This is a genomic window from Haloarcula sp. H-GB5 (assembly GCF_054850705.1).
On sequence record NZ_JBTWBG010000001.1, the window covers coordinates 965,131 to 981,382 of the forward strand.

Sequence of the window (16,252 nt, forward strand, 5' to 3'; positions counted from 1 at the left end):
AATATTGGTGTAAGTAATTACTCGATTCCGAGTCTATATTATGTCTCCGGGAAGCGAAGTGCTTTCCGCCAGCCGCGCCGTATCTGGCATATGTTCACCGGAATCGTCGAGACGACCGGCGAGGTGCAGGCGGTTATTGACGACGAGGGCGGGCGTCGGATGCGGATCGGCGCGCCGTTCGAGGGACTCGACCACGGCCAGTCGATCAGCGTCAGCGGCGTCTGTCTCACCGTCGAGAAAGCAGCCGACGGCGAGTGGTTCGAGGTATTTCTCGCTCAGGAAACCCTTGCCCGGACGTTCTTCGACGATCTTGCAGGCGGTGATCAGGTGAACCTCGAGCGGGCGATGCCCGCCGACGGTCGGTTCGACGGCCACATCGTACAGGGCCACGTCGATACGACGGCCGAAATCGTCGGTATCGAGCAGGAAGGCGAGGACTGGACGTTCACGTTCTCTCTGCCCGAGGACCATCGGGACTATCTAGTCCAGAAAGGGTCGATAACGGTCGACGGCATCAGCCTGACTATTGCCGACCGGCGCTCCGAGGAGTTCGACGTGGCGATCATCCCGACGACGTACGCCGAGACGACGCTGTCGGAGAAGACGGTCGGCGATCCGGTACATCTGGAGGTCGACGTAGTCGCGAAGTACGTCGAACAGCTGGTTTAAGGGTCGAACTCGGTCTGTTCCGGCCGAAGCGCAGTCTCGTCCGGGTCCTCATGAGCGCGCTTGTAGGCCCGCCGGTAGGTGTGAACTTTCTTCAGCAACAGCAGGCCGAAGAATGAGTCGTACACGATGACGAATCCGAAGAACGCGACGAGGAAGTCGACGTTGTATATCGTGGCCACGATGGCGGTAACTGGGCCGGCCAGCGTGTTGTAGACGGCGTGGATGAGCGAAGCGATGAGCAGTCCCTTCAGCACGATTGGGCCGGCATCATCGGGGTTGAACTTCGCCAGACCGAGGTAGTAGCCGGCGAAGGCCGAGTAGATGACGTGTCCCGGTCCTGCGAGTGCTCTGACCGCGGTGATGTCACTACTGGCCGCGAGTAACTCAACCGTCCCCGTAGCCATCTCGGCGTTTTGGGTGATATACAACGCGTTTTCAATGGTCGCAAAGCCAAGGCCGGCGGCGGCACCGTACACTGCACCGTCGACGACGGCGTCGAAACGGTTGTCGCGGAAGGCGTACAGGCGCACCGCCAGCAACTTCACTGTCTCCTCGACGGGACCGACGATGAGGAAGAAAACGAACACCTGACCGAGGAACGGTACGAGTCCGAACCCGGAACCGATTGTTTGCACCGGTTCGCCAAGGAACCCGTTGAGTACGCCCGCGAAACCGGCGAACAGCACGCCAAGGAGGAACGTCCCCACGAGCAGCGTTAGCGGTTCCTGCGTGGTCACGTCGGCGTAGTAGATGTAGGCCGCAAGGCCGAGCGCTGGCACGGCAGAGAGAATCGCCATCCCAGCAAACAGCGGCTGGTCGCCGAGCGCGCCGAGGCTCCCGAACGCGACCTGCAGGAGGAGAATCGCGATAGCTGTGAGGACAACCAGATACCGCAGCGTCCGTATTCCGATGTGGTAGAGCCAGTGGGCGAACCGGTCCAGTGTCGACCGGGGCTCCCAAGTCGATATCTCGTAGAGGTCAGCAGACCCGTCAGCGTTTACCTCGACCGGGTCCTGCCGTCGCTTTCCCATGTGCCACGTCTACAGTCCGCCTCACCTAACCGTTTGGTTCGGGTATGACCGAGCGAGCACTGGGCGGCGGTATGGCTGTCACTGTATTCAGTCAGGACAGTCGCTGCCAGAACGGACACTTGCAGGAGACGAGAGGCTTTTCGCACGGGGTCACCAACAGGGATATATGACGCTACGCGCGGGTGTACTCGCGGTTCAGGGCGATGTCTCTGAACACGGGGACGCAATCGAGCGGGCAGCAGCGGCCCACGACCGGACCGCGGAGGTCGTCGAGATACGCGAGGCAGGCCTGGTCCCGGACTGCGATGTCCTGTTGCTACCGGGCGGGGAATCGACCACGATTTCGCGGCTCATCCACCGGGAAGGCATCGCAGAGGAAATCGAATCTCATGTCGAGGCCGGCAAGCCGGTGCTGGCGACGTGTGCCGGGCTCATCGTTAGCGCGACCGACGCACAGGACGACCGCGTCGACACGCTGAACGTCATCGACGTCTCCGTCGAACGCAACGCCTTCGGGCGACAGAAGGACAGCTTCGAGGCCCCGCTTGACGTGACCGGGCTTGACGACTCGTTCCCGGCGGTGTTCATCCGCGCACCGGTCATCGACTACGTCGGCGAGGACGTCGAAGTGCTGGCGACGTGGGACGACCGTCCGGTCGCCGTCCGTGACGGACCGGTCGTCGGCACGTCGTTCCACCCCGAACTGACCGAGGACCCGCGCATCCACGATCTGGCCTTTTTCGACTCGGTGGAGTCGTAGCGACGGCCTGAAGGCCCCGCTGACCGAACGGCGGCTATGAGCGACGACACCGGTGACGTTATCGACGAACTGTTCGCTGTCATTGAGGACCGCAAGGCGAACCTTCCAGAGGACTCCTATACTGCGTCGCTGTTCACCCACGAGAAGGGCGAAAACGCCGTACTGGAGAAACTCGGCGAGGAGACCACGGAACTGATTCTGGCGGCCAAGGACGACGACACCGAGGAGTTGGCCCACGAGTCGGCCGACATCGTCTATCACCTGCTCGTTCTGCTGTCGATGAAGGAGATGGATGTCGACGATTTGCGTACAGAACTGGCCAAGCGGCGGTAAGGCGACCCGTCACCAGGAGAGGGGCACGATAGATTGACACGGATACAGTTCATATCAGGAGGTATGGGCCATGTGGTGTCGGGCATTACAGTCCTCTGTGTCGATGATGAACCGTCGTACGCAGATCTGATCGCGACACATCTCGAACGCAACGACGAGGCGATCGACGCCACCGGCGTCACGAGCGCTGCGGACGGGCTGTCGTATCTGGACGAACACGACGTAGACTGTATCGTCAGTGACTACGACATGCCCGGTATCGACGGGCTGGAGTTTCTGGAAACGGTCCGCGCCAGAGACCCGGACATGCCGTTTCTGCTGTTTACAAGCCAGGGGAGCGAGTCGCTCGCAAGCGAGGCAGTCTCGGCCGGCGTCACTGACTATATTCAAAAAAGACATGGGTCCCAGCAGTACGCCATACTCGCGCAGCGAATCCGAAACACAGTCGAACGAGTCAGAGCGAAAGCAACAGCCGACGCCGCACAGACACGGACAAAACAGATTCTCGACGCAACGAGCGATGCGGTTCTCGTCAGCGTCGCCGACACCGTCGTGTACGCGAACCCGGCGGCAACTGAACTGTTCGGTGCCGCCGACAGCGACGAACTCCGCGACCGGCCGCTGACTGACCTCGTCGAACCGACGGCTGACGGCGGAGTCGAGACCGTCGAACGCGTCGTCGGGGACGACCGGACGGCTGGCCAGGTCAGACGGATGATACGAACGCTGGCCGGCAACAGCGTCCAAGCCAGCATCACAGCCTGTGACGTGACCTGGGACGGCAACGACGGCACAGTGTCGGTCATCAGCGACCGAAGCGATACCGACGAGCGCGAGCATCGACTCGAAGCGCTACACGAGGCCACCCGGCACTTGATGGCCGCCGAAGTCCACAACGAAGTCGCCGGTATCGGTGTCAACGCCGCCGCGGAGATTATCGGACTTGACGCAAACGCCGTCCACCTCATCAACGATGACGGGCAGTTAGAACCCGTCGCCGCGACCGCGTCGGCTCGGGAGTTGGTCGGTGATATCCCAACGTTCGAGCAGGGCGACAGCATTGCCTGGCGGGTGTACGAACGTGGCGAGGCGACTGCAGTTCCAGACGTGCGGCTGGAAGAGGACGTGCAGAACCCCGAGACGCCGATACGCAGCGAGCTATATCTGCCACTGGGGGAACACGGCCTTCTCATCGCCGCATCGGCGACTATCGACGCTTTCAACGAAGCAGACATCGTCGCTGGACGGGTCCTCGCGGCAAACATGGAGGCGGCCCTCGCCGCCGTCGAGCGCGACAAACAGCTCCGTGACCGTGAGCAGGAACTGTCGACGCAAAACGACCGTCTGGAACAGTTCGCAACAGTCGTCAGTCACGACCTTCGCAACCCTCTGAACGTCGCTATCGGTCGGCTGGGTTCGTTGAAAGAGGAGTGTGACGACGACAACGTCGCTGCGATAGAGCAGGCACTCGACCGGATGCAGGCGTTGATAGACGACCTCCTGTTGCTGGCCCGGACCGGCGACAGCATCACCGAAATGGAAACGGTGGCACTGGAAACGGCAGTCGAGGACTGCTGGGAGGTCGTCGACACCGGCGACGCAGCGCTGGTGGTCGACACCGACCGCAAGATACAGGCAGATGCGACGCGGCTCAAGCAGTTGCTGGAGAACCTGATCCGAAACGCCATCGAGCACAGCGCCACGGACGAGCAGATGCAGTCTGGCGGTGCCAGCGACTACGACGGTCCGGGCGTGACAATAACGATGAGTGCGATTCCGGGGGGGTTCGCCGTCTCGGATGACGGCTCGGGCATCCCCGAATCCGACCGGGAGACGGTGTTCCAAAGCGGCTACTCGACGACGACTGACGGCACCGGGTTCGGGCTCTCGATTGTCTCACAGATCGCCGCTGCACATGGTTGGACGGTTACGCTCACTGAAAGCGATGCCGGCGGTGCACGCTTCGAGTTTACTGGTGTCGACGTGGTGTCGGAAGAATAGGGCGCTCAGTCGTCGTCTTCGTCGCGGGCTTCGCTCATGTGCTCCCAGATTTCGGTACAGCCACAGCCGTCCTCAACGTCCGCGAGATGCGCCCGCTCCGGGTCGTCTGCTTTCGACTTCGTCATCGTCTCTGTCATGTAGTTACTGAGAGTTACCGGAGTTGATAAGGGTTGTCTGCGATTCGGTGTCAGACTGCTCGGCTGTCGATTCAATCGCCGGCCGGTACCAGAAGCTCCCGTCTCACTCGTCGACGGGCGCAAACCGGTGCCTGACGACCTCGCTGTCGTCGTCCCACTCGAAGCTGCCGTGAACCTTTTTCATTCGTTCCTTGTACGCAGCGAGGTCCTCTGACCCCTCTCGCTGTGCGTCCTCGTCAGTCATGTCGCCAAGCGTCCGGTGTGTTACGTCTGTCACCTCGAACTCGGTGCCGTCTATCTCGAAGGTATCGCCCTCGTCAGCATACTGGTGACCACGGTGCATCTGGGTGACCCGTCCCTCGGCGGCCATCTGCTGGACGTGGTCGTTGGGCAGAATCTCGCCGGCGTCAATCTGTGCCATACTGGAGTTGCGGTCGGGGCGTTGAAAAACGTGACTCGCAACAGTTTGGGGAGCGATTGAACGCGCTTTTACGCTCCGGCCGTCAACGGGACCTATGAGCCATCCCTTCGAGGGTCTGCCGACGACGCCTACCGCCGAGGAGCTCGTGGACAAAGCCTTCTCGCGGGCGTCACGCGCCGGCGGGGCCAAGGACGGGAACGAAGCCCAGCAGTCGATGCTGATGACAGCGTCGAACATCGCCTCCGACAACATGGAGAACGTGGTGACCGCGTGGCCGACGATTGACGACCTCGACCCCTTCTACGTCGAACTCGCCGACGCTGTCGTCGGCGAGGCCTACCCCGCGGACGACGACCCCGGCATCGACGCGCTGAAACAGCACCTTTCGGAGATCTCGTGGGCCGCCGACAAGGTCGTCGAGATCCGGCAGGAGTACGAGAGCCGCGTCGCCCGCGGCGATATCGACACTGCCCGGAAGCTCCGCAAGCAGGCCTTCGCCCGTATCGCCGACGTCGTCGAGGAAGTCGAAGACGACCTCGCCGCCGTCTCGACCGCACACAACGCCCTCAAAGACATCCCCGACATCCGCCCGGACGAGCCAGCCATCGTCGTCGCGGGCTACCCTAACGTCGGCAAGTCGTCGTTCGTCAACCGCGTCACGCGGGCCGACAACGAGATCGCCTCGTATCCGTTCACGACGACGCAGATCCGCGTCGGCCACTTCGAGGACCAGCGCATCCGCTACCAGCTCGTCGACACGCCCGGCCTGCTCGACCGCCCGCCGGAGGACCGCAACGAGATCGAGTCCCAGGCCGTGAGCGCGCTCGAACACCTCGCCGACGCAGTCCTCGTGTTCATCGACCCGAGTGGCGAGTGTGGCTATCCGCTCGCGGACCAGCTGGAACTGCGAAACGCCATCGAAGCGCGCTTCGACGTGCCGGTGCTGACCATCGCGAACAAGAGCGACCTCTCGACGGACGTGGAGGCCGACCACTACATGAGCGTCACCGAAGACGACAACGTCGACGGCGTGTTGCAGGCCGCTATCGACGCGGTGGACTACGAACTCGAACTGCCGTTTGACGAGTAGCGAGACGCCGACCACCGGGAGGCGTCTCGAAAGCGCCGAGCGGGGAGCCCGGCGACCCGCGAGGACTGCGGTCGCCATTGCGAGGACTGTGGTCACCAACAGGCAGTGTTTTGAAAACGCGAACAGGGAACGGTGTAGCGAATAAGAACGGCTTATTCTAGTTCGTACGTGACGCTAACCGAAGCGTCGACGGTGACATCGCCAGGCTGGATGTTCGTCCGTCCGCCGGCATCGGACGCCATTGCTTCCGCGTACACGACGGGGCGGCCGTGGTTGCTGGTCTGGACCGTGACAGCGTCACCGACGGATCGATCCTCCGCAGCGGCGACGACTTCGGCGTCCGTTCGGGCGTTGTCCATAGCAGTCGTCAGGGCTTCTTCACGGGCGTCCTGCCTTGTCTCCTCACTCAACGAATAGCGCACACCCTCGACGCGGTCCGCGCCGGCATCGACGGCGGCATCGATGAGTGTCCCGGCAGTCGAAACGTTGCTCGTTTCGGCCTCGACGGTGTGGATCGCCACGTAGCCCACCTGTTCGCGGCCCTCTCTACTCTCCTCGTACTCGGGGCGGATCTGGAACCGCGAGGAGGTCACGGTTGCGCCCTCGTCTTCCAGCGCCGACGTGATGGCGTCGGCGTCGCCGCTGAGATTGTTGCGTGCCGCTTCGGCGGTCTCACCGCGACCCACGGCAGCGACGGTGACAGTTGCACGGTCGGGTGCGCGTTCGACGGTGGCGTCCGCGTTGACGCTCACAGTCGAGTTCGACGACGGCGCGGTGGCCCCGGTGTCCGCGAATGCGAACCCGACGCCGCCGGCAACAAGCAGTGCTAGCACGCCAGCGATTGCGAGTGGTCGTGATACCATATCGTCTCCGACACACCCCGCGGTATTTATGCCGTCGAACGCTCAAAGTCGGTTTTGAGCGTTAATCGCTGCGTTCGATAGTGACGTAGTGGACTTCCGTCGTGACGTTCCGGCCGGCCTGTTCGTCGGCTATCGCGTCCAGTCGGTCTACGAGCGTCGGCCGCGTCGCATCCGGCGGCAGGCCGACGGTGACAACGACGCGGCGGGGCTGTTGGAAGATCGCAGTGTTGGTGGACTCGACTTCGACCGACAGCACGCTGGCAGGCGGGCTGACGCTTCCCTCGATGCCCTCGCGGATGTCCGACTCCGTCGTCGCCTGCTGGTAGGAGTCGAAGGTGACGCCGCCCAGAAACGCCGACAGGACGAGTATCGACAGGACGAGAACGCCGATGCGTTTGAGAGTCGCCGATCGCGCGTCGCTCTCCTGAAACCAGTGTTCCGGGCGGTAGCCCTGGTACCAGAGTCCGACGAGGACTGCGAGGTTGATAGAAAGAACGTTCACCAGCAGCAACACGGCAGAACCGAGACTGACGAGCGGCTGGCCCCAGGCGATGCCAATGCCGACCGTGGCCGCCGGCGGGATGAGTGCGACGGCGATCATGACGCCGACCAGTGCCGTCGAGACGCCGCTGGTGAGGCTGACGACGCCGGCCGCGCCAGCGCCGAGTGCGACGACCAGTGAGAGGAAATCGGGGGCGACCCGCTCGCGTATCTGGCCCACCGCGGTCACGTCAGCGAGCGGCGGGATGACGTTGGCGTGCCGGACGAACAGGGCGAAGACAGTCGCGCTTGCCACAGCGAGTCCGAGCCCGATGGCCTGAAGTTTGACGCCCTGTGCGAACATCTCGTGGTCGTCGACGACGGTGCCGACGTTGGCGGTCATCGCCGGGCCGATAAGCGGTGCGATGACCATCGAGCCGACGACGACAGCGGGGGAGTCGAGCAGAAGCCCCGCAGTCGCGATAATCGCGCTGATGACGGTCATCAGCGCGTAGTTCGACATCGAGGGCGCGAGATCGTTCGCCTTCGATGTGAGTTCTTCCCGGGCGATGCGGTCTTCGTCTTCCTCCTCGGCGTACTTCTCTTCTAGCTCGTCGAACTGGCTGGAGATGACAGTGTTCGCGTCCACGACGACCGTGTAGCCGTCGTCGTTGATGCCGACATCCCGCAACTCTTCGAGGACTGGTTCGAGCGCGTTTGTCGGGACTGGAAAGGTGACGACAGCGGTGAACTCCCGACCGCTCGTCTCGTCGGTGAGCACGTAGTCGATGCCCTCGTCGGCTAACACGCCTAACACGGCATCACGCTTCCCGGTCGGAATCAGTATCTGTACCAGCCGCACGGCTCCGGGTGGGACCCGCGAAGGTAAAAAAGCGGCTAGTTAGCGGGTCGTGGGTGCAGAACTGGATTGAAATGCGATCGTGAATCACGAAACAGTCGGTCCCCGCGAAACGGACGCGCTTTTCCCCGCTGGCGGAGTACACGGGGTATGTTCGAGTCACGACCGGACCGGGACGCCGAGGTGGTGCTCGTCGGTCGGTCAAACGTCGGGAAATCGACGTTGATGCGCGAGATAACGGGCCACACGTTCGACACAGGCCAGCGACCCGGTGTCACGCGTTCGCCCAACCACTTCGACTGGGCCAGCGCCGACTTCGTCATCAGTGACCTCCCCGGTTTCGGATACATGAAAGGCGTCCCCGAAGACGTCCGCGAGGAAATCAAGACCGACGTGATCCAGTACACTGAGCGGAACGCCGAGCAGATTCTCGTCGGTATCCTCGTCGTGGACGGCAAGTCGGTTATCGATATCATCGACCGTCACTCCGGTCCCGACGAGATCCCCCACGACGTGGAGATGTTTCACTTCCTCCGGGAGGTCGGCGTCGAACCGGTCGTCGCCGTCAACAAGATGGACAAGGTCGACGACAAGGACGAACGCCTGAATGAACTCTGTGACCGCCTCGGTCTGCACCCGCCGTGGCAGCAGTGGCAGGAAACTATCGCACCGATCAGCGCAAAGCGCGGCTCCACCGAGCCACTGAACGAAGCCGTCCGACACCACCTCCACGAGGTCCAGCGGGACGATCTGTTTCAGTTCTTCTGAGCGGCTAAATCGTTCATAACCCAGCCTTACCCGAAGATATCCCGTGTGACGGCTGAAATCCAGCGTTTGGTATCATGCGTCGTCTCGGACCGTATATGTTGCTTTCGAGAACTAATCATTCGTTAGTAGTGAAATGTAGCATATTGTCGCATATATAACAATATGCAGTAACCGCGTACAGACGAGAACGATGAGTCAGATGATTGTCTATCTCGGTCCGATACCGGGCCAGCATCTATCGAGGTGGCTATGAACCAACGCTCGTACGACTTCTTTGGCGACGTTGTCGTAACGGTTCTCGGGGCTGGCGGGCGGACGAGCCGGCAGTACCGGAAGATGTACGATCAGTTCGAGACCGACACACCTGTCAACGATCCCGACATCGTCATCGAAGAGACGACAGACGAGGTCCACGCGGAAATCGTTCTCGGGGACCCTGACGACCATTACGCCTGGACTGGCGACGAGTTCGTCATCCGAAACGGGGCGGACTTCATGGCGGTGACGCCGGGCTGGCAGCACATCCGAGTGACACACGGCTTCGAGCCGTTTTACTCCATCTATCCGGTCGAGTTCCACATCCGACAGCAGCGGGCTGCGCGACAGCAGGCGCTGATACACGCCTCGGGCGTGCGACTCGACGGCCGGACGACGCTGTTTCCGGCTTGGCGCGGGGCCGGCAAGACCAACACCTTGCTGTCGCTGTTGCGCGAGGGTGCGGACTTCCTCTCCGATGATCGGCTCTGGGTCGGCGCGGACGGCACGGCTGTCGGCTACCCGCTCGGTGTGAACCTCCAGTCGTTCAATATCGAGTCGTTCCCCGAAATAAAGCGACAGCACGACACGGAACTGGACCGGCTGCGCAGTGAACTCCACGGGTTTATCGACGAGCAAGTCGACAGAACCGGTTCGTTCCCGGAAACAGCGCTCAAATTCCTGAACGAGACGTTTCTCGGCGATGATAGCCGGGACTTCACGAATATCTCGGACCTGTATCCGCGCGCGGAATACGTTGAGCGGTCGACTGTCGATTCCGTCGTTTTCCTTCAGGCCGCACCGAACCTGGAGACAATCACTGTAGAAGGCATCTCGACCGACACCGCGATGTCGGCCACGTCGTCGATCTGTAATTTCGAGTGGGATGGGCGGCTCAGGGAGTACTTCCACGCCTACGATTCGCTCGTCGACGACGGCTCAATGGTTGCCGCTCTGGATGCGGTCGTCGAACAGGAGCGAGCGACGTTCCGCGAGCTGTTCGACGACGTAGCGACCTACCGCGCACACATCCCCCGGAAACGGGACTGGGGCGACCACAACCTCGACACCGCCATCGTCGAGGCCGTCGAATCGCTTGACTCCCCGCGTGTGATACAGGCGATGGACTGAGCCGAGTATCGTATATGCGTCGTGAAAACGGAGTGAAACCGAGAGTGACGGTGAGCCCCCTGGCTGTGAGTCAGTGGATAGTTGTGACGAAGAGTCCCTGTAACGATAGCGCCGAAAAACAACAGCATACTCGCAGTAACCGATCAATAACTAATCGCCGTTCGGCGAACGGGTCTGTGTTCGAGAGCCTAGCAATGTATCGATCACATGCCGAGGCCACCGGCCGGTGGCAGACGCAACAGTATCATCGTGGCTGGCGAGACAACAGGTGGATCACAAAGCGATGGGGTTGCGCCCAGACTCACCACAGGACCTGTTCCGGGTGTGAGTATGGACAGTAGCGACAGGTCCGACCGGCTGGCCACCACGACCAGACGACGGGTGCTCAAAGCCGCCGGTGCTGGCGTGGGCCTCACCGCGCTGGGAACCACCGCCAGTACCGGCCAGCAGTCGGACTACTGGACAGTCGTTGCACTGCCGGACACGCAGGTGTATGCCAAAGAGGGAACGCCCTACGGCAAGGACCAGACGCAGTGGATCGCTGACAACGCGGACGCCGAAAACATCGCGTTCGTCAGCCACGAGGGCGATGTGGTCGATCACGGTGACAACGACGCGGAGTGGGAGTACATGGACGAAGCCATGTCCACGCTCGATGGGGTGGTCCCCTACGCCACCGTGACGGGTAATCACGACTACGCGACACTGTGGGATCGGAATTCCTCTGTTGCGAAGTACAGAGAGTACTTCGGCCCCTCGCGGTACGAGGACCGGGACTGGTTCGGCGGGGCAGGGCCAACCGCCGGTGGCGAAGGTCGGGACAACCTCAGCACCTACCAGCTGTTTTCTGCCGGCGGCTACGACTTCCTCCATCTCGCCCTGGAGTGGGAGCCGCCGGGACCGGTGGACGACCAGTCGACAACGCTGGGCTGGGCACAGGGTATCCTCGACCAGCATCCAGACCGGGCGACGATACTCACGACGCACTCGTATCTCCGCGACGGGCCACAGCGACGGACCCGGGAGGTGCAGGAGGCGAACGGCATCGGGAGCATGGGACAGACCGTCTGGGAGGAGTTCGTCGCGCCGAACAACCAGATATTCATGGTTCTCTGTGGCCACTGGCACGATGGCACGGGCAAGAGCAGCGGGGAAGCCCATCAGGTGTCGACAAACGTCGACGGCTCGTCGGTGTACGAACTGCTCGCGAACTACCAGACCCGAGACGATGGCGGGCACGGCCTGCTTCGCCGCATCGAGTTCCGTCCGGGGGACGGTTCGGACGCGCCGGATCGGATCAAGGTCCGGACGTACTCGCCGAGGACGGATGAGGAACAGACCGACGACGACTCGCAGTTCGGGTTCGACCTCGACTTCGACGCTCGGTTCGGTTCGTCGTCACCCGGGACGCCGACACCGACGGCGACACCGGACACGCCAGACATACCGACTATCACGTTCCAGCAGGGGACGGACGGCTACAGCGGGGCGACTGACACGGTGATACGCGCCGCCGAACCGGAGGCGAGCTACGGCACCGCCGAGACACTGTCTATCGACAGCAGCGATCCGGAGGGGTCGGGCAGTACCACGCAGGTTCTCCTCCGTTTCGACGGTATCATCGGGACAGACGGCGGGCAGATACCGCCCGGGTCGGACGTGAAACAGGCCACTGTAGCGCTTGAAACGTCGGACGAGGGGGATGGCGCAGCGGTCCATCGACTGCGAACGGAGTGGAGCGCCGATTCGACGTGGGCGTCGTTCGACGGTGGCATCCAGGCAGATGGTTCCCAGGCCGTTGCCGAGGCGGTCACACGAACCGGCGCAGTAGAGACGGGTAAGACTTCGATTGATGTGACGGCGAGCGTGCAGGCGTGGGCAAACGGCGCACAGAACGCCGGGTGGGTGTTTCGCCCGCTCGGGAACGACGGCTGGGACATCCAGAGCGCCGACAGTTCCAGACCACCAACGCTGACTATCAGCTACACTCCAAGCGAAACGGTGGCCGGTGATGTCGACGGCGACGGTGACGTCGACACTGACGACGTAGACCGACTCCAGCGGTCGATTGCCGGCGAAGACGTCGACATCGACCGGGACGCGGCAGACGTCGACGGCGACGGCGACGTCGACATCGGCGATGCCGTTGCCGCCCGGAACTTGGCAGGAGATAACCCATGAGAGCCAGCCGAACGCTTGTTATCGCCGTTGCCCTGACAGTCGTAGTCGGCACGCTCCCGATAGCGGTCGCTACCATAGCTCCGGGGTCAGCAAGCGCGATTTCGGTCGGTACCACTGTCTCGGGAGCGTCCGGCGACGGCCTCGCCGTTGCTCCCGGTGAAACAGTCACCGTGCAGGTCTGGGCCAACGCAACGGCAGTGCGTGGCTACCAGACCAATGTCACGTTCGACCCAACTGTCGCGGAGATCGACACCGTTGCCGGGAGCGACGACTTCGACGACCCCGTCACAAACGTGAACAACGAGGCCGGCTGGGTTGCGTTCAATCAGCTCCGGCCCGGGGAGACGGACGACCCTGTTCTCGCCGAAATCACGCTCACAGTCCCGGAAAATGCGTCTGGGTCCACACAGCTCGACTTCGTCGACGCGGACACGAAACTGTCCGACAGCGACGGCGAGACTGTCACACCCGAAGCCTACAACAGTATTGAGCTACGCGTCGACACTGGTTCATCGACCCCAACAGACACGGCGACACCGTCGGAAACGGACACGCCAACAGCTACGGAAACAGCGACCAATACTGACGATGGAGCAGGAAACGAGACCGACGATTCTACCGGCAACAACGACAGCGATAACAATGATAGCGATGATGACAGCAACGATAACGACGATGATGATAACAACGGCGGCGGTGGGGGTGGGGGTGGAGGCGGTGCTATCTCCCCACCTGAACCATCGTATTCGATCATAAACACGTCGCTCAACAGAACATCGGTCGCGCCTAGACAGTCAGTCATGGTGTCCGGAACCATCGAGAATGATGGCGACGATGACGGAACGTTCGAAGCGCGTGTCTATGATAACGGAACAGTGACGGGGACGAACGCGAGCCTCGAAATCCCGGAGGGAGAACAGCGTCAGGTGAACCTCACAGTCCGGTTCAACTCATCCGGTGTCCACGCCGTGAAACTCAACACAACCAATGTGGGTAACGTGACCGTTCGAACGGCCAACAGCACCACGAACGGGACGATGAATACAACTGGGAACGAGACCATAAATGGCACAGCAACTGCGACTGTCTCACCGACACCAGATTCGACAGCGTCGACCACTGTAACCGACACCACGACGCAGACTGGCGCAGAGACCACAGCTTCGGACGCTGGGACTGGCACGACGACATTCGCCTCAGAGACGCAGACGACAACAACGGATAGCTCCGGCCCCGGATTCGATCTCGCTGCCGTTGTCGTCTCGCTATCGCTGTTGCTTGGCTGGCTCGGCTATCGACGGAACGGGGAGCAATGAGTCGCGACTGCAGATAGTCAGTTGTTTCCACCATATTCTGCACGGTGAGAACCTTAGACCGAAAGCGGTCGTTCCGATAGTTGAGTCTTGGAGCGAGTACTCCTGCGAAAAAATACCAGATTACCACGCCGGGTGTGCTGAAAGGGCCGAGTATCCGCGACAGCAACTGTATGAAATCAGTGCAAGACTCTCATGCCTCATCTCTACATCGATAACTGCCACTCAGGCGCAGTGCTGTCGCTAATCTGCCGTGTTCTACTGTAGAAGAATTGTTATGGACTCGCCGGGATTTGAACCCGGGGCCTCTACCGCCTCAGCAGGGCCTTCAGGCCGCAACGCGGGGAAGGCGCTTCGGCGGGTATGTGCGAAGAAACCGATGTGCCACTCTGCGGGCGAGCATACATCGGGATGATTCGTGCGTTCGGTGTCGGAGAACCACATGAACGCAACCCCACCACACGAAGCGAAGAACCGCTATCTGAAAGATAAGTCCACCGATGTAACCGATTCGACGGTGTCGAACTACAAGACGACTCTAAACGTCTTCTGCGATTGGCTGTGCGATGAGGCGGGCGTGACGACGTTGAACACACTGACGAGTGACGAGATTCAGCAATTCAAAGAGTGGCGGCTGGAGCGTGTGAAGACAATCACGCTCAAGACCGACATGACGTGCGTGAAAGACTTCATCCGCTTCTGTGAACACATCGACGCCGTCCCAGACGGGATGCACGGGTTAGTCCGTATCCCGAAGCCAAACCGCGAGGACGAGGTAGCCGACGCCGTCCTGACAGGCGATGAGGCGACGAAGATTCTGGAGTATCTGGACAAGCACGAGTACGCGAGCTTGCGTCACGTCATCTTTGCAGTACTGTGGAAGACCGGGATGCGCCGAAGCTCATTGTATGCACTCGACAAGCGCGACTTCGAGGACGGCGCGAACCCATACCTCCGTGTTCGTCATCGGCCAGAAACTGAAACGCCGCTCAAAAACAAGAGTCGGGGTGAGCGTGACGTACGCATAACGGACGAGGTTGCCAGCGTGCTACGTGACTACCTCCGGTTCAACCATCCCGACGGTGTGGATGAACACGGACGCACGCCGCTACTCACGTCGTCTCACGGGAAACGGTGTGAGCCTTCCACCATCCAGCGGAACATCTACACGGTGACTCGCCCCTGCCACTACACCGGGAAATGTCCAATGGACCGTGACCTCGATGAGTGCGAGGCTACCTCGTACAATACAGCCAGTAAGTGTCCTGCCTCGGTAAGTCCCCATGCGCTCCGGCGAGGGTACGTTACCGAGGCATTGAACGCAGGCCAGCCTAAGGATGTGACCGCCGACAGAGTGGATATGTCTCATGAGGTCATGGACAAGCACTACGACAAGGCGACGAAGAATGAACAAATGGAGCGAAGGGAGGAACATATCATAGACGTATAATTCAGCAGTCTGAAAGAAGATTTAGTCGTCTTCAGTTTCTTTCGAAGGTAAATCTAAATCTTCCCAACCCAAATCATCAACAGTTAACTCAGTGTCACTATTTAAGAACTCCCGTTTCTGCTCTGGAGTCCAGTAGTGCCCATATTTCACAGCAGACTTTTCTCTTTTTGTAAGTGGGAAACCATACTCACAGTCACTTGGATTAGTTTCCCCACTTGACGGATTCTCGCTTTTATATTTTTCAGGATTTAGGTATCTATCAGCTTCTCGGCCACTGATTAATTCACCATTTCGGCGGTTATGTACATTCGCCATAGGCGATGAGGCGTCATCGTGATAAGTACCTTTACTATCACCGACAGTTCCCGGCATTGACTCGCCGATTTTATGCTCTTTATTTTTCCGGCGTTTCTTTCCCATCATTTATCCAGACACGGGCAATACATTTTAAACCACGTACAAAAATATCCTCAATTGATACTTTAGAGTCAGACGAAATCGGGTATCAAA

The 16,252-nt window shown here is 60.8% G+C and carries 16 protein-coding genes; 10 read left to right on the top strand and 6 right to left on the bottom strand.

The features are described from left to right. Positions 1-90 precede the first annotated feature (90 nt). Positions 91-669, top strand: a complete 579-nt coding sequence (locus ACYJ11_RS05065) for a riboflavin synthase (protein ID WP_170096852.1) — start codon at positions 91-93, stop codon at positions 667-669. Here ACYJ11_RS05065 and ACYJ11_RS05070 read toward each other — a convergent pair. After that, complete coding sequence (locus tag ACYJ11_RS05070) at positions 666-1,700, bottom strand: PrsW family intramembrane metalloprotease (RefSeq protein WP_461646958.1); 1,035 nt, start codon at positions 1,698-1,700, stop codon at positions 666-668. The genes ACYJ11_RS05065 and ACYJ11_RS05070 overlap by 4 nt on opposite strands. Before the next feature lie 166 nt (positions 1,701-1,866). Here ACYJ11_RS05070 and pdxT point away from each other — a divergent pair, with 166 nt between their 5' ends. The 3 genes from pdxT to ACYJ11_RS05085 all read left to right on the top strand — a co-directional run bounded on the left by pdxT (position 1,867) and on the right by ACYJ11_RS05085 (position 4,794). Then, complete coding sequence (gene pdxT / locus ACYJ11_RS05075) at positions 1,867-2,460, top strand: pyridoxal 5'-phosphate synthase glutaminase subunit PdxT (RefSeq protein WP_461646959.1); 594 nt, start codon at positions 1,867-1,869, stop codon at positions 2,458-2,460. Between the two features lie 36 nt (positions 2,461-2,496). Further along, a complete protein-coding gene (gene hisE, locus ACYJ11_RS05080) occupies positions 2,497-2,793 on the top strand; it encodes a phosphoribosyl-ATP diphosphatase (RefSeq protein ID WP_005537195.1) in 297 nt (98 codons plus the stop codon). Positions 2,794-2,856: 63 nt separating this feature from the next. Further along, a complete protein-coding gene (locus ACYJ11_RS05085; RefSeq protein ID WP_461646960.1) occupies positions 2,857-4,794 on the top strand; it encodes a PAS domain-containing sensor histidine kinase in 1,938 nt (645 codons plus the stop codon). 5 nt (positions 4,795-4,799) lie between these two features. Here the strand turns inward: ACYJ11_RS05085 and ACYJ11_RS05090 are convergent, their stop codons facing one another. Both ACYJ11_RS05090 and ACYJ11_RS05095 read right to left on the bottom strand, forming a co-directional pair. Continuing rightward, the gene (locus ACYJ11_RS05090; protein WP_461646961.1) at positions 4,800-4,931 is read right to left on the bottom strand and encodes a hypothetical protein; all 132 of its coding nucleotides are present in this window, start codon (positions 4,929-4,931) and stop codon (positions 4,800-4,802) included. Between the two features lie 103 nt (positions 4,932-5,034). Then, positions 5,035-5,352: an ASCH domain-containing protein gene (locus ACYJ11_RS05095; RefSeq protein ID WP_004590920.1), complete on the bottom strand. Its 318-nt coding sequence runs from the start codon at positions 5,350-5,352 to the stop codon at positions 5,035-5,037. Between the two features lie 94 nt (positions 5,353-5,446). Between ACYJ11_RS05095 and ACYJ11_RS05100 the strand changes: the two genes are divergently transcribed. Continuing rightward, positions 5,447-6,442 (top strand): NOG1 family protein, encoded by a 996-nt coding sequence (locus ACYJ11_RS05100; RefSeq protein ID WP_005537191.1) that lies wholly within the window; start codon positions 5,447-5,449, stop codon positions 6,440-6,442. Between the two features lie 152 nt (positions 6,443-6,594). Here the strand turns inward: ACYJ11_RS05100 and ACYJ11_RS05105 are convergent, their stop codons facing one another. Then, positions 6,595-7,305, bottom strand: coding sequence for an SIMPL domain-containing protein (locus ACYJ11_RS05105; RefSeq protein ID WP_170096846.1), 711 nt, complete (start codon positions 7,303-7,305; stop codon positions 6,595-6,597). Between the two features lie 61 nt (positions 7,306-7,366). Beyond that, the gene (locus ACYJ11_RS05110; protein WP_461646962.1) at positions 7,367-8,647 is read right to left on the bottom strand and encodes a TIGR00341 family protein; all 1,281 of its coding nucleotides are present in this window, start codon (positions 8,645-8,647) and stop codon (positions 7,367-7,369) included. A gap of 147 nt (positions 8,648-8,794) precedes the next feature. Between ACYJ11_RS05110 and engB the strand changes: the two genes are divergently transcribed. The 5 genes from engB to ACYJ11_RS05135 all read left to right on the top strand — a co-directional run bounded on the left by engB (position 8,795) and on the right by ACYJ11_RS05135 (position 15,742). Then, entirely contained in the window at positions 8,795-9,412 is a 618-nt protein-coding gene (engB, locus tag ACYJ11_RS05115) for a GTP-binding protein EngB (protein WP_461646963.1), read from the top strand. 249 nt (positions 9,413-9,661) lie between these two features. Beyond that, positions 9,662-10,798, top strand: a complete 1,137-nt coding sequence (locus tag ACYJ11_RS05120; RefSeq protein WP_461646964.1) for a hypothetical protein — start codon at positions 9,662-9,664, stop codon at positions 10,796-10,798. Positions 10,799-11,128: 330 nt separating this feature from the next. Continuing rightward, entirely contained in the window at positions 11,129-12,979 is a 1,851-nt protein-coding gene (locus ACYJ11_RS05125; RefSeq protein ID WP_461646965.1) for a DNRLRE domain-containing protein, read from the top strand. Then, a complete protein-coding gene (locus ACYJ11_RS05130) occupies positions 12,976-14,295 on the top strand; it encodes a cohesin domain-containing protein (RefSeq protein ID WP_461646966.1) in 1,320 nt (439 codons plus the stop codon). Before ACYJ11_RS05125 ends, ACYJ11_RS05130 begins: the two co-directional genes overlap by 4 nt. A 439-nt stretch (positions 14,296-14,734) precedes the next feature. After that, positions 14,735-15,742, top strand: a complete 1,008-nt coding sequence (locus ACYJ11_RS05135; RefSeq protein ID WP_461646967.1) for a tyrosine-type recombinase/integrase — start codon at positions 14,735-14,737, stop codon at positions 15,740-15,742. 21 nt (positions 15,743-15,763) lie between these two features. Here ACYJ11_RS05135 and ACYJ11_RS05140 read toward each other — a convergent pair whose 3' ends face one another. Next, positions 15,764-16,165 (bottom strand): hypothetical protein, encoded by a 402-nt coding sequence (locus ACYJ11_RS05140; protein ID WP_461646968.1) that lies wholly within the window; start codon positions 16,163-16,165, stop codon positions 15,764-15,766. Positions 16,166-16,252: the final 87 nt, after the last annotated feature.